Annotated in this window: 22 protein-coding genes and 1 tRNA gene; 12 read left to right on the top strand and 11 right to left on the bottom strand. The window is 71.8% G+C overall.

Going from position 1 to position 22511, the window contains the following annotated elements; genetic code table 11:
* Positions 1-270: 270 nt before the first annotated feature.
* Genes JWN97_RS19665 through JWN97_RS19640 form a run of 6 tightly spaced genes read right to left on the bottom strand, consistent with a single transcriptional unit; the run spans position 271 to position 5470 of the window.
* Positions 271-858, bottom strand: coding sequence for a hypothetical protein (locus JWN97_RS19665; RefSeq protein WP_297626990.1), 588 nt, complete (start codon positions 856-858; stop codon positions 271-273).
* On the bottom strand, positions 855-1976 hold the full coding sequence (locus JWN97_RS19660; protein ID WP_297626987.1) for an ATP-dependent DNA ligase: 1122 nt from the start codon (positions 1974-1976) through the stop codon (positions 855-857). The genes JWN97_RS19665 and JWN97_RS19660 overlap by 4 nt, the downstream gene beginning before the upstream one ends.
* A gap of 36 nt (positions 1977-2012) precedes the next feature.
* Positions 2013-2705: an ABC transporter permease subunit gene (locus JWN97_RS19655; RefSeq protein WP_297626974.1), complete on the bottom strand. Its 693-nt coding sequence runs from the start codon at positions 2703-2705 to the stop codon at positions 2013-2015.
* 5 nt (positions 2706-2710) lie between these two features.
* Positions 2711-3622, bottom strand: coding sequence for an ABC transporter ATP-binding protein (locus tag JWN97_RS19650; protein ID WP_297626971.1), 912 nt, complete (start codon positions 3620-3622; stop codon positions 2711-2713).
* Positions 3619-4515 carry an ABC transporter permease gene (locus tag JWN97_RS19645; protein WP_297626968.1) on the bottom strand — a complete coding sequence of 299 codons (897 nt, stop codon included), beginning with the start codon at positions 4513-4515 and terminating at the stop codon, positions 3619-3621. Before JWN97_RS19645 ends, JWN97_RS19650 begins: the two co-directional genes overlap by 4 nt.
* Complete coding sequence (locus tag JWN97_RS19640; RefSeq protein WP_297626966.1) at positions 4508-5470, bottom strand: ABC transporter ATP-binding protein; 963 nt, start codon at positions 5468-5470, stop codon at positions 4508-4510. The genes JWN97_RS19645 and JWN97_RS19640 overlap by 8 nt, the downstream gene beginning before the upstream one ends.
* 154 nt (positions 5471-5624) lie before the next feature.
* Between JWN97_RS19640 and JWN97_RS19635 the strand changes: the two genes are divergently transcribed.
* The 3 genes from JWN97_RS19635 (at position 5625) to JWN97_RS19625 (ending at position 7471) form a co-directional block, all read left to right on the top strand.
* Positions 5625-5703 (top strand) — tRNA-Gln (locus JWN97_RS19635).
* Between the two features lie 128 nt (positions 5704-5831).
* Positions 5832-6116 carry a hypothetical protein gene (locus tag JWN97_RS19630; RefSeq protein ID WP_297626964.1) on the top strand — a complete coding sequence of 95 codons (285 nt, stop codon included), beginning with the start codon at positions 5832-5834 and terminating at the stop codon, positions 6114-6116.
* Complete coding sequence (locus tag JWN97_RS19625) at positions 6113-7471, top strand: glycosyltransferase (RefSeq protein WP_297626960.1); 1359 nt, start codon at positions 6113-6115, stop codon at positions 7469-7471. Before JWN97_RS19630 ends, JWN97_RS19625 begins: the two co-directional genes overlap by 4 nt.
* Here JWN97_RS19625 and JWN97_RS19620 read toward each other — a convergent pair.
* The 4 genes from JWN97_RS19620 to JWN97_RS19605 all read right to left on the bottom strand — a co-directional run bounded on the left by JWN97_RS19620 (position 7468) and on the right by JWN97_RS19605 (position 11381).
* A complete protein-coding gene (locus JWN97_RS19620) occupies positions 7468-8349 on the bottom strand; it encodes an alpha/beta fold hydrolase (RefSeq protein WP_297626957.1) in 882 nt (293 codons plus the stop codon). The genes JWN97_RS19625 and JWN97_RS19620 overlap by 4 nt on opposite strands.
* Positions 8346-9185, bottom strand: coding sequence for an SDR family NAD(P)-dependent oxidoreductase (locus JWN97_RS19615; RefSeq protein WP_297626955.1), 840 nt, complete (start codon positions 9183-9185; stop codon positions 8346-8348). The genes JWN97_RS19620 and JWN97_RS19615 overlap by 4 nt, the downstream gene beginning before the upstream one ends.
* Positions 9182-10666, bottom strand: coding sequence for an NAD(P)/FAD-dependent oxidoreductase (locus JWN97_RS19610; protein WP_297626953.1), 1485 nt, complete (start codon positions 10664-10666; stop codon positions 9182-9184). Before JWN97_RS19610 ends, JWN97_RS19615 begins: the two co-directional genes overlap by 4 nt.
* Before the next feature lie 76 nt (positions 10667-10742).
* Entirely contained in the window at positions 10743-11381 is a 639-nt protein-coding gene (locus JWN97_RS19605; protein ID WP_297626948.1) for a TetR/AcrR family transcriptional regulator, read from the bottom strand.
* Between the two features lie 56 nt (positions 11382-11437).
* Between JWN97_RS19605 and glmU the strand changes: the two genes are divergently transcribed.
* Positions 11438-12874: a bifunctional UDP-N-acetylglucosamine diphosphorylase/glucosamine-1-phosphate N-acetyltransferase GlmU gene (gene glmU, locus JWN97_RS19600; protein WP_297626944.1), complete on the top strand. Its 1437-nt coding sequence runs from the start codon at positions 11438-11440 to the stop codon at positions 12872-12874.
* A gap of 110 nt (positions 12875-12984) precedes the next feature.
* A complete protein-coding gene (locus JWN97_RS19595; RefSeq protein WP_363321315.1) occupies positions 12985-13956 on the top strand; it encodes a ribose-phosphate diphosphokinase in 972 nt (323 codons plus the stop codon).
* 48 nt (positions 13957-14004) lie between these two features.
* Here the strand turns inward: JWN97_RS19595 and pepN are convergent, their stop codons facing one another.
* Positions 14005-16434 (bottom strand): aminopeptidase N, encoded by a 2430-nt coding sequence (gene pepN, locus JWN97_RS19590; protein ID WP_297626993.1) that lies wholly within the window; start codon positions 16432-16434, stop codon positions 14005-14007.
* Between the two features lie 106 nt (positions 16435-16540).
* Between pepN and JWN97_RS19585 the strand changes: the two genes are divergently transcribed.
* The 7 genes from JWN97_RS19585 (at position 16541) to JWN97_RS19555 (ending at position 22506) form a co-directional block, all read left to right on the top strand.
* Positions 16541-17524, top strand: coding sequence for an ABC transporter ATP-binding protein (locus tag JWN97_RS19585; RefSeq protein WP_297626938.1), 984 nt, complete (start codon positions 16541-16543; stop codon positions 17522-17524).
* Positions 17521-18291 (top strand): ABC transporter permease, encoded by a 771-nt coding sequence (locus JWN97_RS19580; RefSeq protein WP_297626935.1) that lies wholly within the window; start codon positions 17521-17523, stop codon positions 18289-18291. The genes JWN97_RS19585 and JWN97_RS19580 overlap by 4 nt, the downstream gene beginning before the upstream one ends.
* Before the next feature lie 10 nt (positions 18292-18301).
* Positions 18302-19087, top strand: coding sequence for an ABC transporter permease (locus tag JWN97_RS19575; RefSeq protein WP_297626932.1), 786 nt, complete (start codon positions 18302-18304; stop codon positions 19085-19087).
* A 217-nt stretch (positions 19088-19304) separates the two neighbouring features.
* Positions 19305-19997 carry a 50S ribosomal protein L25/general stress protein Ctc gene (locus JWN97_RS19570; protein WP_297626929.1) on the top strand — a complete coding sequence of 231 codons (693 nt, stop codon included), beginning with the start codon at positions 19305-19307 and terminating at the stop codon, positions 19995-19997.
* Between the two features lie 107 nt (positions 19998-20104).
* Positions 20105-20695 carry an aminoacyl-tRNA hydrolase gene (pth, locus tag JWN97_RS19565; RefSeq protein ID WP_297626927.1) on the top strand — a complete coding sequence of 197 codons (591 nt, stop codon included), beginning with the start codon at positions 20105-20107 and terminating at the stop codon, positions 20693-20695.
* A gap of 119 nt (positions 20696-20814) precedes the next feature.
* Positions 20815-21618 carry a hypothetical protein gene (locus tag JWN97_RS19560; RefSeq protein ID WP_297626924.1) on the top strand — a complete coding sequence of 268 codons (804 nt, stop codon included), beginning with the start codon at positions 20815-20817 and terminating at the stop codon, positions 21616-21618.
* 45 nt (positions 21619-21663) lie between these two features.
* Entirely contained in the window at positions 21664-22506 is an 843-nt protein-coding gene (locus JWN97_RS19555) for a glycosyltransferase (protein WP_297626921.1), read from the top strand.
* Positions 22507-22511 lie beyond the last annotated feature (5 nt).

Below are 22511 nucleotides of genomic sequence, written 5' to 3'. Positions count from 1 at the left end.
CGGTCCACCGTGCAGGCGCTGCGCCGTGACCTCGAGGAGGCCCGCCGCGAGCGGGCGCCCGAGGTCGGTGGGCGCGAGGCCGCGGCGATCCTGCGCCGCGCCGTCGTACGCCGCGTCGCCCGCCGCTGAGCTGACGCTCGTGCACGCGGGATCCCCGCCGAGCTGACGCTTGTGCACGTCCGCGCTGCGCACAAGCGTCAGGTCGGCAGGGTGTGCGTGAGCACAAGCGTCAGGTCGGCAGGGTGTGCGTGCGCACACGCGTCAGCTCGGTCAGAGGCCGCTGACGCCCTCGCCGGACCCGGCCTGCTCGTCGAAGGTCTCGTGCTCGATCAGGTGCAGCACCGGCACGCCGAGCTTGCGGCGCGCCCGTGAGGTCCAGTCGACGTGGAAGAACTCGGCCACCACGTGCGAGCGGGTGAGGATGATCGCCTCGCGCGCGTCGACGGCGGTGACCAGCGCGGCCAGGGCGTCGACCGGCGGCTCGGAGGTGACCTTGCCGGTGACCTTCCCGCCGGCGGCGGTCATCGCGGCGAGCGTCTGCTGGAGCTCGGAGGAGGAGTTCTCCTCGCACTCGCGGCGCAGGGCCTCGATGTCGACGTCGCTCATCGCGAGCGCCGGGGCGGCCATCAGGTCGCCGGCCCCGAGGGTGCCGAGCGAGGCCTCGATGCGGGCCGCGGCGTCCTCGAGCGGGATGAGGACGTGGTAGACGACCGGGTCCTCGATCTCCGCGTGGAGGGAGCGCACCTGCTGGGCGTCGGCGGCGGTGAGGGCCTGCTCGACGAGCAGCACGACGTCGTAGGTGCCCACCCCGTCGTGGATGGACTCGTCGGGCGTGTGGTCGGAAGGGGTCTCGCTCATCGGTTGCCTCCGGTGTCGGTGCTCAGGATTCGGGTGAGGTCGTAGCCGGCCGGCTCGTCGAGCTGACCGTAGCCGCAGGTCTCCGGGTCGCGGTCGGTGCGCCACCGTTTGAAGTGCGCGGTGTGCCGGAAGCGCCGCCCCTCCATGTGGTCGTACTTCACCTCCAGCACCCGCTCGGGGCGCAGCGCGGTGAAGCCGAGGTCCTTGCCGGCACTCCACCGGCTCTGGGTGCCGGGGACGCGATCCGGGTTCGCCGTCAGGAACTCCTGCCAGCGACCCCACGGGTGGTCGGCGACGTCGCACACCAGCGGCTGCAGCTCCTGCCACAGCTCGGCACGCTTCGCGGCGGTGAAGCTGGCGGAGACCCCGATGTGCTGCAGGTCGCCGTCGTCGTCGTACAGCCCGAGCAGCAGGGAGCCGATCAGCGGCTCCTCCGGGGTGGACGTCTTGTGTTCGCGGTAGCCGGCGAGCACGACGTCGGCGGTGCGCTCGTGCTTGATCTTGAGCATGGTGCGCTTGTTGGGCTCGTAGGCCGCCCCGAGCGGCTTGGCGACGACTCCGTCGAGGCCGGCGCCCTCGAACTCCTGGAACCAGCGCTCCGCCTCGGCGGGGTCCTCGGTCGTGCGGGTGAGGAAGCACGGGCCGCTGCCGTCGAGGTGGCCCAGCGCCTTCACCAGGGCGGCGCGTCGCTCGGAGAAGGGTTGCGCGAGGTACGACGTGTCGTCGAGGGCCAGCAGGTCGAAGGCGACGAACCCGGCCGGCGTCTCGACCGACAGCTTGTCGACACGGCTGGCGGCGGGGTGGATCCGCTCCTGCAGGGTCTCGAACTCCAGCCGCCAGCCCTCGGGGCCCTGCAGCCCGACGAAGATCTCGCCGTCCAGCACGATGCGGTCCGGGAGCTGGGCGCGGCAGGCCTCGACGACCTCGGGGAAGTAGCGCGTGAGGGGCTTGGTGTTGCGGCTGGCGAGCTCGACCTCGTCGCCGTCCTTGAAGACCAGGCAGCGGAACCCGTCCCACTTGGGCTCGAAGCTCAACCCGCCGTGCTTGGCCGGGTCCGGCACGCCGCTCACGCTCTTGGCCAGCATCGGCTGCAGGGGCGGCATCACGGGAAGGTCCACGCGATCGAGCCTAGTCCGGTTCGACCCCTGGAGCGCTCAGTCCTCGCCGCGCAGGGTGAAGGACCGCAGCCGGTCGCCGGCGAACCAGACCCCGACCACCGTCACGACCACGCTGGCGATGATCGCGTAGGGCAGGTTGGCCGGATCGGGCAGCTCGGAGGACAGCTCGTGGCCCACCCGCAGGCCCCACTGGCCGATGCTGAGCCAGGCGACGCCGGAGAACAGGTTGCCGAGCAGGCTCTCCCAGATCAGCACGAACATCAGCGACGCGATGACCGCGTGCCGGGTGACGGCGGAGATCGTGAGGAACAGTGCGGAGTACGTCGTCCCCGCGACGACGGCACCGACGAAGAGCGCGAGCGCCCGGGTGCTGTCGCCGGTGATGAGCGCCGCGACGAGGATCGGCAGCGCGCCGGCCATCAGCGTCGCGCACAGGGCCACCAGCCACTTGCTGATCGCCACGCCGTAGCGGCTGACCGGCTTGGAGAGCAGGTAGACGATCGAGCCGTCGTCGACCTCGGGACCGAGCACCGACGAGGCCGCCAGGATCGCGACCAGCGGCAGCACGAGCGGGTAGCCCAGACCGGGGAGGACCTCGTAGGCCGCGTCGCCGTCGGTGAGCGCCGTGATAAGGGCGACCAGCCCGATCAGCAGCACCGGGAAGGCGAGCAGCAGCCAGAAGCGGCGACGCCCCAGCAGGGCCTGCAGGGCGAGCTTGGCAATCGTCACGTTGATCATCGGGCCACCAGGTAGGCGAAGACGCTCTCCAGCGACTCGTCGCTGGGGGAGAGCTCGAAGAGGGTCACAGCGTGCTGCTGGGCCAGCCTGGGCAGGCCGACCGCGAAGCTGCCCAGGTCGTCGACCTGGACGTCGAGGTGCTCGCCGCGCAGGCTGACCGCCCGCACGGACGACTCGGCCATCAGGACGGCGGCCAGCGCGCGGTTGTCGCTCGACTGGACGGCGTACTGCACCGGCCGGTCGGTCATCAGGCGGCGGATCGCCCCGAAGTCGCCGGAGGCGGCGTGCCGCCCCGACACCACGACCTCGATGTGGCGCGCGAGCCGCTCGACCTCCTCGAGGATGTGCGAGCTGAACAGCACGGTGCGTCCCTCGTCGCCGAGGCGCCGCAGCAGGTCCATCAGGTGCATCCGCTGGCGGGGGTCGACGCCGTTGAACGGCTCGTCGAGCAGCAGCACGGACGGGTCGTGGACCAGCGCGGCGGCGATCTTCACGCGCTGCCGCATGCCCTTGGAGTAGGTGTCGAGGCGGCGACCGGCCGGCTCGACCATGTCGACGACCTCGAGGATCCGCTCGGTCGCCGCGGCCGCGTCGGGCAGGCGGTGGAGGTCGGCGTTGGCGCGGACGAACTGGCGTCCGGTCAGGTAGCCGAAGCTCAGCTCACGCTCGGGCACCAGCCCGATCTGCCGGTAGATGGCGGTGTTGCGCCACACCGGCTGCCCGTCGAGGGTGACGTGGCCGGCCGACGGCGCCAGGAAGCCCGCCATCATCGCCATCAGCGTCGTCTTGCCGGCGCCGTTGGGCCCGAGGAGGCCGGTGACGCCGGGTCCGATCGTCAGCGAGACGTCGTTGACGGCGACCACGTTGCCGAACCAGCGCGAGGCCGAGTCGAGGACCAGGTTGCTCATCGCGAGCCCACCTTCCGGAAGCGGGCGACCAGCGCCAGGAGGCTGCCGGCGACGAGCAGCAGCGCGACCAGGACGTAGGCGGGCACCCAGGCCCCGTCGACCGGCACGAAGGTGTCGACGCCGGCGTCCCACGCGTTGGCGAGGCCGGTGTAGAGGGACCACGGCGAGACGAGCCCGGCGGCGGTCGAGACGGAGTCGGATTCCTGCTCGTGCGCGATCGCCTGGACCGCGGTGATCACGCCGGTGAGCACGATCAGCGCCATCACGGAGCCGACCACGGCGAAGCCGCGACGCAGGGACACCGACGAGATGAGTCCGGTGATCCCCGCGATCATCAGGGCGAGCAGCGTCTGGAGGACGACCGCCTTGAGCAGCTGGGTGACCTGGTCGCTCTTGTCGAGGCCCGAGAGCATCGCGCCCAGGAAGAGGAGGATCGTCGGCACGGCCATGAAGAGCCAGAGCGCGACGGTGAGCGACAGCCACCGCATGAGGGCGAAGACCGGCGAGGAGAGCGGACGGGCGAGGTAGAGCACGATCGAGCGGTGACGCAGGTCGCGCGAGAACAGCACCGGTGCCTGTGCCGCGGCGAAGAGGCTGACCAGCAGCTGGGTCTGGTTGGTGTAGTCGGCGTAGGACACGGGGAGGGAGTTGAGCCCGGTGAGCACCACCACGCCGACGATGATCAGCGCCGGCAGCAGCGACATCCCGAGCAGGAGGAAGGGCATCACCTTCGACTTGCCCGAGCGCCCGAGGCCGTAGGTGTGGCGCAGGCCGATGACGAACAGGTTGCGGGCGATGGTGCCGGTGCCGTCGCGTACGCCGTCGTAGTGGCGGTAGCCGAGGTCGTGGATCACGCCGGGGCGGCTGGGGTGGTGCGACTGGAAGTCAGACATGGGTGGCACCTCCGTCGAGGAAGACGTCCTCGAGGTGGCGACGGTCGGGCTGGAGGCGCATCAGTCCGAGTCCCAGCTCGACGGCGACGTCGCGGATCAGGTCGTGGGCGGCGCCCTCGCCGGCCAGCTCGGGCGGCGGCGGGTCGATGGCGACCATCGCGCCACGCGGTCGGCAGACGAGGCCGCGCTGAGCGAGGGTCTCGCCGAGCAGGTCGCGCTCGGTCTCGGTGCCCACGACCTCGACGAGGAGGCCGCCGGTGCGCTCGAGGAAGTCGCCGGTCGCGCTGGAGCGCAGCAGGTGGCCGCCGTCGAGCACGATGACGTGGTCGCTGACCTGCTCGAGCTCGCCGAGCAGGTGTGAGGTGACCAGGACGGCGATGCCGAAGTCGCTGCCGATGCGCTCCACCAGTCGCAGCATGTCGTTGCGGGCGGCGGGGTCGAGGCCGTTGGTCGGCTCGTCGAGGAAGACCAGCTGCGGGTCGTGCGCGAGCGCCTGGGCGAGCTTGGCGCGCTGCTTCATGCCGGTGGAGTAGCCGCCCATCGGCCGGTAGCGCTCCTCGTCGAGGCCGACGTGGCGCAGCACGTCGGCCGACCGCTCGCGGGCCGCGGAGGCGCCGAGGCCCGACATCCGGGCCATGTGGACCACGAAGTCGCTCGCGCTGACGTCGGGGGGCAGACAGTCGTGCTCGGGCATGTAGCCGACGAGCCGGCGGATCTCCTGGCTCTCGTGCTCGATGTCGTGGCCCAGCACGAGCGCGTGCCCGCCGGTCGGCTCGAGCAGCCCCAGGAGGATCTTGATGAGAGTGGACTTGCCCGCGCCGTTGGCGCCGACCAGGCCGGTCACACCGGCGCCGACGTCGACCGTCAGGTCGGTGAGCGCGTGGACGCTCCCGTAGTGCTTCGTCAGGCCTGCAGTCGTGATGACTGGTGGGCGGCCGGTGATTTCCCCCGTCACGGCAGCCACGCTAGCGGTCGGCGCCGTCCGGGGGCATCAGGGACGTCCCCGAGGCGTGTGAGGATTCGGTGAAGGTGGCACTGCCACATTCCCCGGTTGGTCTGCCGGGTCCTTGGCAGTCCCGCCCGAGGCGGGCCCTAGGCTTGTCCCACAATCCCCGGTTGGTCTGCCGGCAGGGCCCGCCTGACTTTGAATCAGGACTAGCGACGATGGTTCGACTCCATCCCGGGGAGCTCTGGATCCTGCGGGCCCGGCGCGCGGAGCGGCCGCCGCGGACTCACTCACGACGGCGGGACCTTGGACCCTGCCGGGCGACAACAGGTGCGGCGAGACTCGGGGGCACAGACCTGAGGAGACCGCCATGCGTCACGCACCAGTCCCTCGCCCACCCGCGACCGTCCGGGTCCTGGTCGAGGATGTCCCCGAGCTCCAGGAACGCGTCCACGAGGCGGCATGCCGCGCCCGGGACTCCGGCTGCGCGGTGGAGCTCGTCGAGGGGGTCGTGGGCGAGCACGACCACCCGGCACGGGCACGCATGATCCGCTGCATGGATGCGGCTCTGGAGGTGGCCCGGCACGCCGCCCCGGGTGTCGACGTCCGGGTGGGGGTGCCGATCGAGCTACCACGCCCCCGGGGCGCGCCGTGACGGGTGTGCTCGAGGTCCAGGTCGTCCCGATCCCGTTGGCACGGCTGTCGCCCCTGCTGCCACCGGAGCGGGTCGAGCGGGTCGAGGAGTACGCCGCTGCCGCCCGACAGCTGCTCGCCGACCGCACCGTGTGGAACGTGAGCTCCACGGCGCGCGGAGGCGGCGTCGCGGAGATGCTGCACACCCTCGTGGCCTATGCCGCGGGAACGGGGGTCGAGGTCCGCTGGCTGGTCCTGACCGCGGACGCCGAGTTCTTCGACATCACCAAGCGGATCCACAACCGGCTGCACGGCGTCGCCGGTGACGGGGGTGCGCTCGACGCCGCCGCCAGGGCGACGTACGACGCCACGCTCGCGCGGCACGCCGGCGACATCGACGGCCTGGTCCGGCCGGGCGACGTCGTCCTCCTCCACGACCCGCAGACGGCCGGCCTCGCCCGGCACCTGCGGGACCGTGGCGTCCACGTCCTGTGGCGCTGCCACGTCGGACTGGACGAGCGCAACGAGTGGACGGAGCAGGCATGGGGCTTCCTGCGCGAGCTGGTCGAGCCCGCGCAGGCCTGCGTCTTCTCGCGGGCCGAGTTCGCCCCGGACTGGGTCGACCGGCAGTGGCTGCGGATCATCCCGCCGTCGCTCGACCCGTTCAGCCCCAAGAACGTCGACCTGCCCGACGAGGAGGTCGAGGCACTGGTGCACCGTGCGGGGCTCGTGCTCGAGGGCGCAGCCCTGCCGTTGGACGCGCCGATCGCCCTGCAGGTCAGCCGGTGGGACCGGCTCAAGGACATGGCCGGGGTCCTGGAGGCCTTCGCCGAGCACCTCGACGGGCTTCCGCCCGACGTCCACCTGGTGCTGGCAGGCCCGGAACCGCGAGGGGTGGCCGACGACCCCGAGGCGGACGAGGTGCTGGCGGACTGCCGCGACCGGTGGCGCCATCAACCCGTCCGGGCACGTCGGCGCAGCCACCTCGTGACCGTCCCGGCGGACGACCTCGACGAGAACGCACGGATCGTCAACGCCCTCCAGCGCCGGGCGACGGTCGTGGTCCAGAAGAGCCTCGCGGAGGGCTTCGGCCTCACCGTGACCGAACCGATGTGGAAGGGCAGGGCCGTCGTGGCCTCGGCCGTGGGCGGCATCCGGGACCAGGTCGAGCACGGCGTGAGCGGCCTCCTGCTCGACGACCCCCGCGACGGCGCCCAGCTGGCGTCGGCGCTGTCCGTGCTGCTCACCGATGCCGATCGGCGCGAGGCGATGGGACGTGCCGCCCACCTGCGCGTCCGGGACCGCTACCTGCCCGACCGGCACCTCATCGAGTACGTCGACCTCTTCGCGCGGCTCATCGACGGCGACCTGGCCTAGCGACCCGGGCGGGCCAGGAACGCGCGGTAGTCCGCGGCGCTGCGCCGCGGCGCCTCCACCATCGGCATGTGCCCGAGGTCGGGATAGGTGACGGTGCGGGCACCGGGGATGCCGTCGGCCCAGGTCCGCGCAGTGCTGGGGTGGACGAGCCGGTCCTTCTCGCCCCACATGACCAGGGTCGGCGCGGTGATCTCGCCGAGCCGGTCGTCCAGCGTCGCGACGCCGTGGAAGTCCTCGAAGATCTCGGCGAGCGCCCCGCGCCGGGCGACGTAGTCGGCCGCCACGGCCGAGCGCAGGAAGCCCGGCAGGAAGGGCGGTCGCGCCATGGTCATGGCGTAGAACGCCGGGAAGTCGGCCACGTCGTCGAGCAGGAACGGGTTGCGGCCCTGGCGGAACAGCTCCTCGGCCTCGCTCGGCTCGGGGGAGGCGACGCCCACGGCGTCGCTGAGCAGCAGCGACCGGACCCGGCCGGGGTGGTCGACGGCGACCGTGGCCGCGATGAAGCCGCCCATCGAGTTGCCGGCGACGTGGGCCCGGTCGATCCCGAGCCGGTCCAGCACGGCGACGACCCGGTCGGCCTGGGCGGGCGCGGAGTGCCCGATGCCGCTGGTGAAGCCGGAGGCCCCGTGGCCGGCGAGGTCGGGCACCAGCACCCGGTGGTCGCGCACCAGGTGCTTCGCGAAGCGCATCCACACCACGCGGTCGGCGGAGTAGCCGTGCAGCAGCACCACGACGGGTCCATCGGCGGGCCCTCCCTCGAAGACGGCCAGCGTGGTGTCGCCGGCGTCGACGAGGCGCTTGCGCAGGCCGTAGGCCCTGGCCTCGGCGCCGGTCGCGGCGGCGTACATCCGGCCCGCGAGCGCCGTACGCCGGCTCACTTCGCGCCCCGCGACCGCACGACGCCGGTGATCAGCCGCTGGTAGCCGGCCGGGGCGACGCGCGCCATCGCGTCGAAGACGCGGGCGTCGGGCCCGATGAGCACGCGCCGCTTGTTCTTCTGCACGGCACCCACGATGACGTCCGCCGCCTTGGCAGGAGTCGTGATGAAGGACTTCTCGAACTCCGTCGTCGCCGCCTCCGAGGGCTTGCCGGTGGCCCCGACGACGCTGGCGTCGACGCGCGCGGCGCGGGCGATGTTGGTCTTGATGCCGCCGGGGTGCACGCAGGTGGCGCTCACGCAGGACCGGGTCAGCTCGAGGTCCTGCCGCAGCGACTCGGTGAAGCCGCGTACGGCGTACTTGCTGGCGTTGTAGCCGCTCATCAGCGGCTGAGCCGTGAGGCCGAAGACGCTGGAGATGTTGACGACGTGGCCCGCGCCCGACGCCTCGAGGTGGGGGAGGAACGCCTTGGTGCCGTGGACGACGCCCCAGAAGTTCACGCCCATGATCCAGCGGTAGTCCTCGGTGGAGAGCGAGGCCACGGTGCCCGAAAGGGCGACGCCGGCGTTGTTGAAGACGAGGTTGGCGCGACCGTGGTCGGTCACGACGGCGTCGGCCCAGGCGAGCACCGCGGCCTCGTCGGCGACGTCCACGACGGCGGTGGTCACCGCACGGGCCCGTCCGGCGAGCAGCCGCTCGGTCTCGGCCAGGCCGGCGGCGTCGACGTCGGACAGCGCGAGGCGGCACCCCGCGTCGGCGAGTCGCCGGGCCAGGGCCCGGCCGATGCCGGATCCGGCGCCGGTGACCGCGGCGACCTTGTCGTCCAGGTCCTTCATGCGGGTGTCCTCTCGAGAGCGGGTGAGGTGATGACGTGGTGCTCGGGCCGGAAGCTCCGGGCCAGGCGGCGGAACGAGAACGAGAAGCCGGGGAACATCGCGACCACCCTGCCCGAGCGCGACCGGTACCACGACGTGCAGCCGCCGTCGTGCCACACGGTGCGCTCCATCTCGCGGTGGATGGCGGTGGTGTAGGCGTCCTCGGCCTCGGGCGTGACCTCGATGCTGGCGGCTCGCGCGGCGAGCACCTCCTCGATCGCCCGCATCAGGTAGTGCATCTGCGACTCGATCACGAAGATCGCGCTGGTGTGGCCGATGCCGGTGTTGGGCCCGGTGACGACGAAGAAGTTGGGGAACCCCGGGACCGTGGTGCCGAGGTAGGCACGGGGGTACTCGTGCCAGACGTCGGCCAGCGTGGTGCCGTCGCGCCCGCGCACCTCGTAGGGGATGAGGCCGTCGGTGGCGTCGTAGCCGGTCGAGAAGACGACGACGTCCAGGTCGAGGTGCTCCCCGGTCGCGGTGACGACGCCCGTCGCGTCGAAGCGGTCGATGCCGTCGGAGCGGTCGTGCAGCGTGGTGTTGGCTGCAGACAGTGCCGGATAGAGCGTGTCGGACAGGATGATCCGCTTGCACCCGATCGTGTAGTCGGGCGTGACCTGCGCGCGCAGCACCGGGTCGGGCACCTGGGCCTCGATGTGGCGCAGCGCCTCACGCTGGGCGACCTGCCGCAGCAGCCAGCGGTTGTGCTTGAAGCCGATGACGCGCGTCTCCAGCTTCCAGTAGATCCAGGTGCGCAGCGCCCGCTGCAGGGGACGCAGGCGCAGCAGCCGTCGCTGCAGCGGGGAGAAGACCCGGTCGGGGCGGGGGAGCACCCAGTGGGGGCTGCGCTGGAAGACGTGCAGCTCGCCCACCTCGGGCTGGATCGCGGGGATGACCTGGGCGGCGCTCGCGCCGGAGCCGATGACGGCGACCCGCCTGCCGGCGAGGTCGACGCCGTGGTCCCAGCCGTTGGTGTGGAAGGCCGCGCCCTCGAAGTCGTCGAGACCGGGGAAGGGAGGCACGACGGGGGTGCTGAGCGGGCCGGAGGCGTTGACGAGGAACCGCCCGCGGTGGACGTCCCCGGTCCTGGTCCGCACGGTCCACGCCTCGCCGTCCCACTCCGCACCCACGACCTCGGCGCCGAGCACCGTGCGATCGCGCAGGCCGTGGCTGTCGATGACGTGCTCGGTGTAGTCGCGCAGCTCCGCCTGCTCGGCGTACATCCGGGTCCAGGGGTAGGGCTCGGCGGCGATGGAGTAGAGGGGCGAGGGCACGTCGACGGCCGCGCCGGGGTAGGAGTTCTGGCACCAGGTGCCGCCCATGAAGTCGCGGCGCTCGAGGATGCGGAAGTCGGTGATGCCGCGCCGCAGCAGGTTCATCGCGGTCACCTGGCCGCCGAAGCCGCTGCCGATGACGAGCACGGTGACGGGGTGCTGCTGCATGGCGCCTCCGATCTGGAATCTGGGGTCGTCACATTAGGGTGAGGACGGTCGATTCCGCATCGACAGGTGACCCACGTCACGTGCCGGGGGGCGACTCCAGCAGCGCTGCGGAGGCGCCGGCGAGGAAGCGCGCGAGCGTGTCCGCGACGATCTCGCGGGCGGGGGAGAAGTCGGCGCTGACCCAGGTCATGACGGTGTGGCTGACGGCCCCGACGGCCGTGCTCGCCATCAGCTCCCGGGCCACGTCCGGCACGTCGTCGGCGCCCTCCTGCTCCGCGAGCACCCCGACCATCAGGTGGCCGAACGCCTGCATCCGCGACAGGTACGTCGCCTCCACCCGCGGGCTGATGCCCAGCACCTCGAACCACACCAGCCGGGCCAGGCGCGGGTCGGACTCGAGCGCGCCGAGGAAGGCGTCGAGACCGCGGTGCGCGAGGGCGAGCACGGGGTCGCCGCGGTCGCCGATCGCCGCGAGCGCGGCCTGCTCGAGCCGGGCGGTCGACTCCTCGTAGACGGCCAGCAGGAGGTCCTCGGTGGAGTCGAACTGCTCGTAGAAGTAGCGGTCGCTGACCCTGGCCTCGCGACAGAGCTGGCGCACGGTCGTCACGCGGTAGCCGGCGGTGCCGAAGAGCTCGAGCCCGGCGTCCAGCAGCTGCCGGCGCCGACGCGCCAGGCGGGCGGTCGCCGACTCCCCGCCGTAGGTCCGCCCGCTCACCTGGCCATTCGACCACAGCGGACCGGCCCGGGATCCGACGGTGACAGACTGCGGCCATGGACAACCTCACCGTCATCGTCCTCGCCGCCGGCGGCGGCACCCGCATGAAGTCGAAGACCATGAAGGTGCTGCACCCCATCGCCGGGCGCTCCATGATCGGCCACGTGCTGCGCGCCGTGCAGGCCGTGGAGCCGACCAGCGTCGTCGCGGTCGTGGGCCACCAGCGCGAGCAGGTGGGTCCGCACATCACCGGGCTGCTGCCGAGCGCGGTGCTGGCCGTCCAGGAGACGCAGGAGGGCACCGGGCACGCCGTACGCATCGCGATGGAGGCCTCGGGCACCACCACCGGGACGGTGATCGTCGCCGCGGGCGACACCCCGCTGCTGGAGGGTGACTCGCTGCGCGCGTTCGCGATCGAGCACGAGGCCGCCCAGCGCGCGGTGAGCATCCTGAGCGGCAAGGTGCCCAACCCGTTCGGCTACGGCCGCATCGTCCGCAACGACGAGGGCGACGTCGAGGCGATCGTGGAGGAGAAGGAGGCGACCCCCGAGCAGCGGGAGATCGACGAGATCAACTCCGGGATCCTGGCCTTCGACGCGGAGTTCCTGGTCTCGGCGCTGGCGCGGATCACCAACGACAACGCCAAGGGCGAGTACTACCTCACCGACGCCGTGGGCCTGGCACGCGAGGACGGCCTCACCGTCGGCGCCCACCTGATCGACGACGTGGCGCAGACCGAGGGCGCCAACGACCGCGCCCAGCTCGCCGACCTCGGCAAGGAGCTCAACCGCCGCATCGTGACGCGCTGGATGCAGGACGGCGTCACCGTCATGGATCCCGCCACCACGTGGATCGAGGCCGACGTGGTCCTCGAGCCGGACGTGACGATCCTGCCCGGCACCCACCTCCTCGGCGCGACCGTGGTGCGCGAGGACGCCGTGATCGGTCCCGACACCACGCTCAAGGACTGCGAGGTCGGGGTCGGCGCCCGCGTCGTCCGCACCCACGGCGAGCTCGCCGTGATCGGTGACGGCGCCTCCGTGGGCCCCTTCGCCTACCTCCGCCCCGGCACCCAGCTCGGCACCGGCGGCAAGATCGGCACGTTCGTGGAGACCAAGAACTCCCGGATCGGCGACGGCGCGAAGGTCCCGCACCTGTCCTACGTCGGCGACGCCGAGATCGGCGAGGGCACCAACATCGGCGCCGGCACGATCTTCGCCAACTACGACGGGGTGGCCAAGCACCGCACCGTCATCGGCCGCCACGCCAAGACCGGCTCCAACAACACCTTCGTCGCCCCGGTGTCGGTGGGCGACGGTGCGGGCACCGCGGGCGGGACCGTCGTACGCCGCAACGTGCCGGCCGGGGCGCTCGCCGTGAGCAGCAACCCGCAGCGCAACCTGGAGGGGTGGACGGAGGCCAAGCGGGCCGGCACGGCCCAGGCAGAGGCGGCGCGAACGGCCCGTGAACAGCAGGAGAAGTCCGACGGGTGACCCCGGGGTTGGGGATGGACCGGTCGGTGGGCGAGAATCTGGGCAGCACCTCCGAACGAGCCACCCCCGAAGCTGACGAGCCCAGCGAGGAGTCGCGTCGCGTGACCGGAATGAAGCGGACCACCGAGAAGAACTTGATGGTCTTCAGTGGTCGGGCGCACCCCGACCTGTCGCAGGAGGTCGTCGACCTCCTCGAGTGCGGACTCGTGCCGCAGAGCGCCTACGAGTTCGCCAACGGCGAGCTCTACGTCCGCTACGAGGAGTCGGTGCGGGGCTGTGACGCCTTCGTGATCCAGAGCCACACCGCTCCGATCAACGAGTGGATCATGGAGCACCTGATCATGGTCGACGCCCTCAAGCGGGCCTCGGCGAAGCGGATCACGGTGGTCATGCCCTTCTACGGCTACGCCCGCCAGGACAAGAAGCACCGCGGCCGCGAGCCGATCTCGGCGCGGCTCATGGCCGACCTCTTCAAGACCGCCGGCGCCGACCGGCTGATCACGGTCGACCTGCACGCCGACCAGATCCAGGGCTTCTTCGACGGCCCCGTCGACCACCTGATGGCACTGCCGATCCTCACCGACTACGTCAATGAGAAGTACGGCGACCAGCAGCTCGCCGTCGTCTCGCCGGACGCCGGCCGGATCAAGGTCGCCGAGCGCTGGTCGGCCCGCCTCGGCGGCGCCCCGCTGGCGTTCATCCACAAGACCCGCCGCACCGACGTGGCCAACGAGGTCGTCGCCAACCGCGTCGTCGGTGACGTGGCCGGCAAGATCTGCATCCTGACCGACGACATGATCGACACCGGCGGCACGATCGTGAAGGCCGCTGAGGCGTGCATGGCCGCCGGCGCCGCCGGCGTGATCATCGCGGCGACGCACCCGATCCTCTCCGACCCGGCGGTCGACCGGCTCAAGAACTCGATGGCGATGGAGGTCGTGGTCACCAACACGCTCCCGATCCCCTCGGAGAAGCAGTTCGACAAGCTGACCACGCTTTCGATCGCGCCGCTCATCGCGCGGGCGATCCGCGAGGTCTTCGAGGACGGGTCCGTCACCTCCATGTTCGACGGCCACGCCTGATCAGCGCCGCCCGGCACGCACGCTGGCTGCGTTGTCCGGGGCCGAGGCTCAGAGCGTGCGGTCGAGGTCGTCGAGCGCGTCGTTCCACGACCGCGCCAGCACGGTCGGCACCTCGCCGCCGGCCAGCGCCTCGGCGACCGCGGCGCGCAGCTCACGTCGTACGCCGACGGTGAGCGGCAGCACCGGGAAGGCGTCGCCGATAACGTCGCCCATCCCCTGGCCGGAGCGGCGGGCCAGCTCGAGGCCGTCGGTGACGTAGCGGGTGAGGTAGGGGCGGACCAGGTCGGCCTGCTCCCAGCCCCAGAAGCCGATGTCGACCGCGTGGAACTCGTGGCTGCCGAGCTCGCCACCCATCAGCCGCTCCCACATCTCGGCCTTGGCCTCGGGGGTGGGGACGGCGGCCCGCGCCATCAGCTCGGCGAGGTGCCCTGAGACGGACCGGTCGCGCGCGACCTCGTCGTCGATGTGCGAGGCGTCGCCGAGCTCGGCGAGCCGGTGGACCGCCGCCCACCGCACCGCCTGCTCGACGTCGTCGCGCCCGAGCAGCTCGACGAGCGGGGCCGGGTCGGTGCCGAAGCGCGCCAGCGTGCGGCTCGCGCTCGGTGCCAGCAGGGGATTGCCGCTGTCGACCGCGGCGCGGGCGATGTCGGCGACCACGGCGAGGAGACCGGCAACCTCAGCGGGCTCGGCGTACCTGCGGATCATCGATTGGGTCGGCGCGCTGAAGGACACCGGCCCGACCAGCCAGCGCATCATGCCCTCGAAGACCACCGGGTGCTCCTCGGGGCGCAGGTGCCGGTCGGCGAGATCGACGAGGTCGGCGATGGAGATGACCTGCGACTCGCAGAGGTCGACGGCGGTCCACCACAGCATCGCGCGGGTCAGGGGGGACTCGACCGACGAGAGCCCGGCCGTGATCGCGACCCACGACTGCTCGTCGGGACGGATCACCGCGAAGGTCTCGTCGCCGGAGTTGGGGACCACGACCCGACCGGTGAACTCCTCCAGCCGCACCGGCTCGTCACCGAGATGCACGTCCCGCGAGCCGACCAGCGCCATCGCGTCGTCGTACGCCGACACGGTGAGGCGGTGCGGCCGCGAGCCCTCACGGGTGAGCACGGGGACGTCGCCCTCTCGCGTCACCACCAGGGTGTCGAAGCCCGTCGTCCGCAGCCAGGCCTGCGCCCACGACCGGACGTCGAGGTCGGTCGCGGAGTCGAGCGAGTCGAGGAAGTCGGCGAGGTCGGCGTTGCCGAAGGCGTGGGAGGTCAGGTGCCGGTTGACGCCGGCGAGGAAGTCCTCCTCGCCCAGCCAGTGGCCCAGCTGCGCCAGGGTCGCGTTGCCCTTGGCGTAGGTGATCATGTCGAAGTTGGCGAAGGCGGTGTCGACGTCGACGATCTTCTCGGTGTCCTCCGCGATCGGGTGCGTCGAGCGGCGCCGGTCGGCGCGGTAGCCCATCGGCTTGCGGGTGATCGCGGCCGAGGTCCACGCGTCGGTGTAGCCGGCCGCGACGCCCGCGACGTCGTAGCCCATGAAGTCGGCGAACGACTCGTTGAGCCACGAGTCCTCCCACCACTTCATCGTGACCAGGTCGCCGAACCACATGTGCGCCATCTCGTGCGCGATGGTCGAGGCGAGCCACTCGCGCTCGAGCTCGGTCGGCGTGCCCTGGGTGAGCGCCTGGTCGCGGAAGACGACGCACCCGGGGAACTCCATGGCGCCCCAGTTGAGCCCGGGCGCGAAGACCTGCTGGTAGTCGGCGTAGGGATATTCGGGCTCGAAGACGGTCGTGTAGTGCTGGAAGCAGGCGCTGGTGATCCGCCTCAGCTCGTCGAAGTCGCGCCGCAGCTCAGGCTCCTGCGACGCCCGGGCGTGCCAGCCGAAGGGCAGCGTGCCGCCCGGTGCGGGGGCGTAGGGCTCGTCCCAGGTCAGCGAGACCCAGGGGCCGCCGACGAGCGTGAAGAGGTAGGACGAGAAGGGCGGCGTCTTCTCGAAGGTCCACGTGTCGCCCTCCCGGCCGGCGAGCGTGCCGTTGGCCAGCACCGTCCAGTGCGTCGGCGCGGTCACGGACAGCGCGAACGTCGACTTGATGTCGGGCTGGTCGAAGCAGGGGATGACCTTCTGGGTGATGTCCATCGAGGTGTGCGCGCAGACGTAGCGCTCGCCGTCGGCGGGGTCCACGGTGACCGTCATCCCGTCACCGTCGGTGACGTAGGGCATCCGCGCGGTGACCCGCACCTCGTTGTGCTCGGCGAGGTCGGGCAGCGCGATGCGGCCGTCGGCGTACGCCGCCGGCTCGCCGTCGAGGGTGACGTCGGTGCCGCCGTTGAGCTCGAGGAACGACGAGGCGCCGGGCTCGGTGCAGCGGAAGGAGATCGTCGCCTCGACCCCGAAGTCCTCGGTGGAGGTGAGGTCGAGGTGCAGCTCGGTGTGGACGTCGGTCAGCAGGACGGCGCGCTCGCGCGCCTCGGGCAGCATCAGGGGCACCCGGCCACCCTAGGGGCAGGCTCCGTCGCACGACGCCCGCGTACGCGCCCGCCAAATGAGGGGCCCTCGGCCGTCGTCGGTCGGTAACGTGCCGCGAGTGCCGCCGTCCCAGGACCTCTCCGCCGTGGTGGCGCGCGACCTGCGCCGCACCTTCAGGACCAAGCAGGGGGTGCTCCGCCCGCAGCGCAAGACCGTCGAGGCGGTGAAGGGCGTCAGCTTCGAGATCGCTCCGGGAGAGCTCTTCGGCCTGCTCGGTCCCAACGGCGCCGGCAAGACCACCACGATCAAGATGCTCATCACCCTGCTCCTCCCGACGTCGGGCAGTGCGAGCGTGCTCGGCCACGACGTGGTCGCCGACGTGCGTGAGGTGCGCAGCCGGATCGGCTACGTCTTCGGCGGCGACCGTGGGCTCTACGAACGGCTCAGCGGCCTCGACAACCTGCGCTACTTCTCCGAGCTCTACGGCGTGCCGGCGCGCGAGCAGAAGGCGCGCATCGGCGGCCTGCTGGAGCTCGTGGGGCTGACCGGCCGCGAGGGCGAGAAGGTCGAGGGCTACTCCCGCGGCATGCGGCAGCGGCTGCACATCGCCCGCGGCCTGCTGCACGACCCCGACGTGTTCTTCCTCGACGAGCCCTCCATCGGCATCGACCCCGTCGGGGCCCGCGAGCTGCGTGCGACGATCGCGGGTCTGCGCGAGCAGGGCAAGACCGTGCTGCTGACCACGCACTACATGTTCGAGGCCGACGAGCTGTGTGACCGGATCGCGGTGATCAGGTCGGGCGAGCTCGTCGCCGAGGGCACGCCCGCCGAGCTCAAGACCCTCGTCAGCTCCGGACGGGTCGTCGAGGTCGAGACGTTCGGCGTGCCCGACGAGGCGCTCGCCGCCGTCGGGTCCGTCGCCGGCGTCCGCTCGGTCAACGTCGAGGAGCGCGGTCAGTCGCAGGTGCTGGTCGTCGCGTGCGAGCCCGGCGTCGAGGTCACCGGTGCCGTGCTCGGCCGGCTCGGCGACGTACGCGTCGGGCGGGTCAGCCACCGCGACCCCACCCTCGAGGACGCCTACGTCGAGCTGGTCACCAGATGAGCCGCCTCCGGCAGCTCTGGGTCTGCTACCAGCTCCAGCTCAAGATCCTGGTGTTCTCGCCCTTCGAGGGCTTCCTCGCGGTCTTCTTCCCGCTGATGTTCGCCACCGCCGCACTGCTCGTCTACCAGGTCGACGGCGACCCCGAGGCGATGCTGTACGCCGGCATCGGCGCCGCGGCGATGGGGATCTGGACCTCGCAGACCGTGAGCGCCAGCACCCTCGTCCAGCGCGAGCGGTGGGCGGGGACGCTCGAGCTGGTGGTCGCCGCCCCGACGCCCTTCGCGCTCGTGCTGCTGCCCATCACCTTCGCGATGGCCACCATCGGCCTCTACAGCGTGGTGGCCACCGTGCTGTGGGACTGGTGGGTCTTCGACGTCCCGCTCCGCGTCGAGAACTGGCCGCTGTTCGTCGTGGCGATCCTGATGGCCACCGTCACGATCGCGCTGTTCGGCTTCCTCCTGTCCGTGACCGCCGTGCGCTACCGCACCTCGTGGGCGCTCGGCGCGGCCCTCGAGTACCCCGGCTGGCTGCTGTGCGGCTTCGTGATCCCCCTCGACCTCCTGCCCGACGCGCTGCGCCCGCTGTCGTGGGCGCTCGCCCCGACCTGGGCGGTCGAGGCGATGCGGGCCGCGGCCGCGGGGGAGAGCCCGTGGCTGAATCTGGCGATCTGCGCGGCGGTGGGGCTGGTCTACGCCGCGATCGCCGGCTGGCTCGGCGTACGCCTCATCGACTCGGCCCGGCGCAACGCGACGCTGGCGCTGACGTGAGGGCCGCGGGATGACGAGCGCGCGCATCTTCTTCATCGGCGGGCTGATGAGCTATCGCGCGATGTTCGGGTGGATGAACCCGTGGATCTTCGTCCCGGCACTGCTGGTCTCGCCGGTCTGCCAGATCCTGCTGTTCGCCTACATCGGTCGCGCGGCGGGGGTGGGTGACGACCGGTTCTACATCATCGGCAACGCCCTCAACTACGCGGCGATCCCGTGCCTGTTCGCGATGTCGTCGACGATCGCGGGGGAGCGCTACTCCCAGACCCTGGGGCTCGTGCTGACGACGCCGGCGCGACGGATCCCGCTGTTCCTCGGGCGGGCGATGCCGGTGATCGCCAACGGCTGGTTCGTCGCGATGTTCGGCGTCGTCGTCGGCACCCTGCTCCTCGGCGCCGACGTCCCGGGGAACGCATGGCTGCCGATGGCACTCGTGGTCGCCGTCGGCTCGCTCGCCTCGACCGGGCTCGGGCTGGTCATGGGCGCGATCAACCTCGTCTACCGGGAGGGTGCGACCCTCGGCAACGTCTTCTTCCTCGTCCTGCTCGTCTTCACCGGCACCAACGTCGCGCTCGACGACCTCCCGGGCTGGATGGCCGCGGTCGGCCGCTGCCTGCCGCTGACGCACGCCATCGAGGCGACCCGGATGCTCGCCGAGGGGGCGGCCTGGGGTGCGGTGTCGGGGCTGGTGCTGACCGAGCTGCTCATCGGGCTGGCCTACCTCGCGGTGGGCATGGCGGCGATCCGGCTCTTCGAGCAGCTGAGCCGCTCCGGTGCCACCCTCGACAAGATCTGAGGATTCGACCCGGCCCACGGCGCGGGTCTAGAGTTCACGGGTTGCCTCGGCGAGGGAGCCCATCGAACGACGGGGACTCCGTGATCGACTGGGCCGGCCGTCCACACTGCGCCGCGCTCACGATCCGGAGCGCGGCGTTCGTCGTCTCCGGAGCGCCGAGCCCCAGATCCTCAGGCCCCGCCGGGCCTGACCCAGACCCCGACAGATGGAGAACAGCATGTCTGCCCCCGAGAAGATCGTCGCCGAGGCCCGCACCGAGTTCGGCAAGGGTGCCGCCCGCCGCATCCGCCGCGACAACAAGATCCCTGCCGTCATCTACGGCCACGGCAACGACCCGATCCACGTGATCCTGCCCGGCCACCAGACGATGATGGCCCTCAAGCACGGTGGCGCCAACGCGCTCCTCGCGCTCGACGTCGACGGCTCCGAGCAGCTCGCGCTGACCAAGGACGTCCAGGTCGACCCGATCCGCCGCGTCATCGAGCACCTCGACTTCGTCGCCGTCATTCGCGGCGAGAAGGTCACCGTCGACGTCCCGATCCACGTCGTGGGCGACGCCGCTCCCGAGACCCTGGTCGTCAACGAGAACACCGTGGTCTCCGTCGAGGCCGAGGCCACGCACATCCCCGAGTTCTTCGAGGTCTCCGTCGCGGGCGCCGTCGCCGGCACCCAGATCCTCGCCAAGGACCTGGACCTCCCGTCGGGCACCACGCTGCTCGCCGACGAGGAGCTGCTCATCGTCAACGTGACCGAGCAGATCTCCGCCGAGGCCCTCGAGGCCGAGCTGGAGGAGGCCGAGGCCGAGGCCGGCATCGAGCACGACGTCTCCGATGCCGAGATCGCCGACGCGCAGGTCGAGGCCAAGGCCGAGGACGCTGCCATCGAGGCCGAGGGCACCGACTCCGAGTGACCCCCGCCGAGTCGGCGCGTCTGCCCACGATCCGTGGGCGGGTGCGCCGACTCGTCGCATTTCTGCGGCGCACCCGCGCCGACCCGACGGCTTGGGAGGATGGACACATGGCGGGCACTGACGACGGGGTGTGGCTGGTGGTCGGCCTCGGCAACCCCGGTCCGGCCTATGCCGGGCACCGCCACAACATCGGCTACCTCGTCACCGACGAGCTGGCGAGCCGGATGGGAAGCTCCTTCCGCAGCCACAAGTCCGGCCGGGCCGACGTCGTCGAGGGCCGTCTCGCCCTCGGCGGTCCCCGCGTGGTGCTGGCCCGCGGCCGCGGCTACATGAACGAGTCCGGCGGGCCGGTCAAGGCGCTGGCCTCGTTCTACAAGGTCGAGCCCGACCACGTGATCGCCATCCACGACGAGCTCGACATCGCTTTCGGCGCCCTCCGCATCAAGTTCGGCGGTGGCGACAACGGCCACAACGGCCTCAAGTCGATGCGCTCGTCCTTCGGCACCGGCGACTTCTACCGCGTGCGGGCCGGCATCGGCCGCCCGTCGGGACGCCAGGACGTCGCCGACTTCGTGCTCTCCAACTACTCCACGGTCGAGCGCAAGGAGCTGCCGTTCCAGGTCTCCGACGCCGCCGACGCGGTCGAGTCGCTGATCTCCGACGGCCTGGAGAAGACCCAGCAGCGCTTCAACTCCTGAGTCCCGCACCTGCCGCACCCGCGGGTCGAAGACGCCGGTGGGTTTTCCCCCGTTTGGGCCACGCCCGGCCCCTGACCGACGCCCTAGCGTCGGAGGTCCCCGGCGGTGAGGAGCACCCGATGGCGACGCGACAGCTGGTCCGCGCGCCCGCACCGCCGGGCCGCCCGCGCCGGCGACGCGTACGCGTGGTGCTGGGGACCGTCGCGGTCCTGGGCCTGCTGGTCGTCGCGGGCGTCGTCGCGGTCGGGCTGCGCCTGGAGGCGCGCCTGGACCGCATCGACGGCGCCTTCGCCAGCCTCGCCCAGCGTCCCGCCGGCGCACCGGGGGAGACGATCCTGATGGTCGGCACCCGGCCCGGTGGCAGCGGGGACGTGGACTGGCTGCCGGGGTCGCAGTCGATCGACTCGGTGATGCTGGTCGAGCTGGACCCGCGAGGAACGCTCGGGTCGGTCGAGTCCCTGCCGCTCGGCGCCTTCACCGCGGCCGACGCGTCCGCGCGCCCCGACCGGGCCGTCGCCGAGGCCGAGTCCCGGACGGGTCGACGCGTCGACCACCTGCTCGCCCTCGACTGGCGGGCCCTCGCGCAGCTGGCGGCCGACAACGACCTGGCGGCGACCTACCGCTACGGGTCGGCGCCCGCCGTCCAGCTCGACTACCTGCAGCAGGTCATGGAGGGCACCCTGCACGCCGAGTTCCGCAAGCACCCTCTCGACCTGCACCGAGCGCTCAGCACGGTGGCCTCCGGTGCTGCCGTCGACGAGGAGTGGTCCCCCCTCGAGATGGCCCGGCTGATGCTCCACCTGCGCAACCTCCGCACCCAGGACATCGGGTTCTCGGTGGCCCGGTCGAGCGTGGCACTCCCCAAAATGGGCGAAACCACCCGAGCGCGGCCCGCGCCGGGCCCCGCACTCCCCATGATCTGAGCGTGCCGGCCGTTCTGCCGGGCACGCGACTTGGGGGAGTTGGGGATGGCCGTTGCCAGCGTCATCATTCCGGCGCACAACGAGGCGGCCACGATCGGTCGCAACCTGCGTGCGCTGCGCGAGGGCACCCGCGGGGACGACCTGGACGTGGTCGTGGTCTGCAACGGCTGCACCGACCAGACCGCCGAGGTCGCCCGCCTGGCCGACCCGCTCGCACGGGTCATCGAGATCCAGCAGCCGTCCAAGGCCGAGGCCGTCCGGGTGGGCAACACCGCCACCGACGTGTTCCCCCGGGTCCACCTCGACGCCGACATCGAGCTCCACGGCAGCGCCGTGATGCAGCTCCTCGAGCCGATCACCCGCGACCACGTCCTGGCGACCGCGCCGCGGCGCGACGTGCCCCGGGCCGGCTGCTCGCGCTGGGTGCGCTGGTACTACGACGTCTGGGAGTCGCTGCCGCAGGTGGAGTCCGGGCTCTTCGGACGGGGCGTGGTCGTCCTGTCCGAGCAGGCCCAGGCGCGGGTCACCGCCCTGCCGCGGATGATGAGCGACGACCTCGGCATGTCCGACTCGTTCGGGACCGACGAGCGACGCGTCGTCGCCGACGCCGTCGCCGTCGTCCACCCGCCGCGCACCGTGCGCGACCTGGTCCGCCGCCGGATCCGGGTCGCCACCGGCAACGCCCAGGCCGCCCGGCTCGGCGTACGCCGACCGGCCTCGCGCACCAGCGTGCGCACCCTCCTCGGCCTGGCCGTCAGCCGCCCCGGGCTCGCCCTCCGGCTCCCGGTCTTCGTCGCGGTCCACCTGGCCGCGCAGGCCGGCGCCCGACGGGCCCTGCGGTCCGGAGACTTCACCACCTGGCAACGAGACGAAAGCTCACGAACATGACAACG

Origin of the sequence: Nocardioides sp. (assembly GCF_025965415.1) — a bacterium.
In the GTDB taxonomy this organism is placed as follows: domain Bacteria; phylum Actinomycetota; class Actinomycetes; order Propionibacteriales; family Nocardioidaceae; genus Nocardioides.
This window is presented reverse-complemented; position numbering and strand designations above follow the sequence as displayed.

What these genes read in the sequence shown, in the direction of transcription:
- JWN97_RS19665 (WP_297626990.1), bottom strand. Translation starts at nt 858, where the DNA reads ATGAGCGAGACCCCTTCCGACCACACGCCCGACGAGTCCATCCACGAC.
- JWN97_RS19650 (WP_297626971.1), bottom strand. Translation starts at nt 3,622, where the DNA reads ATGAGCAACCTGGTCCTCGACTCGGCCTCGCGCTGGTTCGGCAACGTG.
- JWN97_RS19645 (WP_297626968.1), bottom strand. Translation starts at nt 4,515, where the DNA reads ATGTCTGACTTCCAGTCGCACCACCCCAGCCGCCCCGGCGTGATCCAC.
- JWN97_RS19630 (WP_297626964.1), top strand. Translation starts at nt 5,832, where the DNA reads ATGCGTCACGCACCAGTCCCTCGCCCACCCGCGACCGTCCGGGTCCTG.
- JWN97_RS19615 (WP_297626955.1), bottom strand. Translation starts at nt 9,185, where the DNA reads ATGAAGGACCTGGACGACAAGGTCGCCGCGGTCACCGGCGCCGGATCC.
- JWN97_RS19610 (WP_297626953.1), bottom strand. Translation starts at nt 10,666, where the DNA reads ATGCAGCAGCACCCCGTCACCGTGCTCGTCATCGGCAGCGGCTTCGGC.
- glmU (WP_297626944.1), top strand. Translation starts at nt 11,438, where the DNA reads ATGGACAACCTCACCGTCATCGTCCTCGCCGCCGGCGGCGGCACCCGC.
- JWN97_RS19595 (WP_363321315.1), top strand. Translation starts at nt 12,985, where the DNA reads ATGAAGCGGACCACCGAGAAGAACTTGATGGTCTTCAGTGGTCGGGCG.
- pepN (WP_297626993.1), bottom strand. Translation starts at nt 16,434, where the DNA reads ATGCTGCCCGAGGCGCGCGAGCGCGCCGTCCTGCTGACCGACGTCCAC.
- JWN97_RS19580 (WP_297626935.1), top strand. Translation starts at nt 17,521, where the DNA reads ATGAGCCGCCTCCGGCAGCTCTGGGTCTGCTACCAGCTCCAGCTCAAG.
- JWN97_RS19575 (WP_297626932.1), top strand. Translation starts at nt 18,302, where the DNA reads ATGACGAGCGCGCGCATCTTCTTCATCGGCGGGCTGATGAGCTATCGC.
- JWN97_RS19570 (WP_297626929.1), top strand. Translation starts at nt 19,305, where the DNA reads ATGTCTGCCCCCGAGAAGATCGTCGCCGAGGCCCGCACCGAGTTCGGC.
- pth (WP_297626927.1), top strand. Translation starts at nt 20,105, where the DNA reads ATGGCGGGCACTGACGACGGGGTGTGGCTGGTGGTCGGCCTCGGCAAC.
- JWN97_RS19560 (WP_297626924.1), top strand. Translation starts at nt 20,815, where the DNA reads ATGGCGACGCGACAGCTGGTCCGCGCGCCCGCACCGCCGGGCCGCCCG.
- JWN97_RS19555 (WP_297626921.1), top strand. Translation starts at nt 21,664, where the DNA reads ATGGCCGTTGCCAGCGTCATCATTCCGGCGCACAACGAGGCGGCCACG.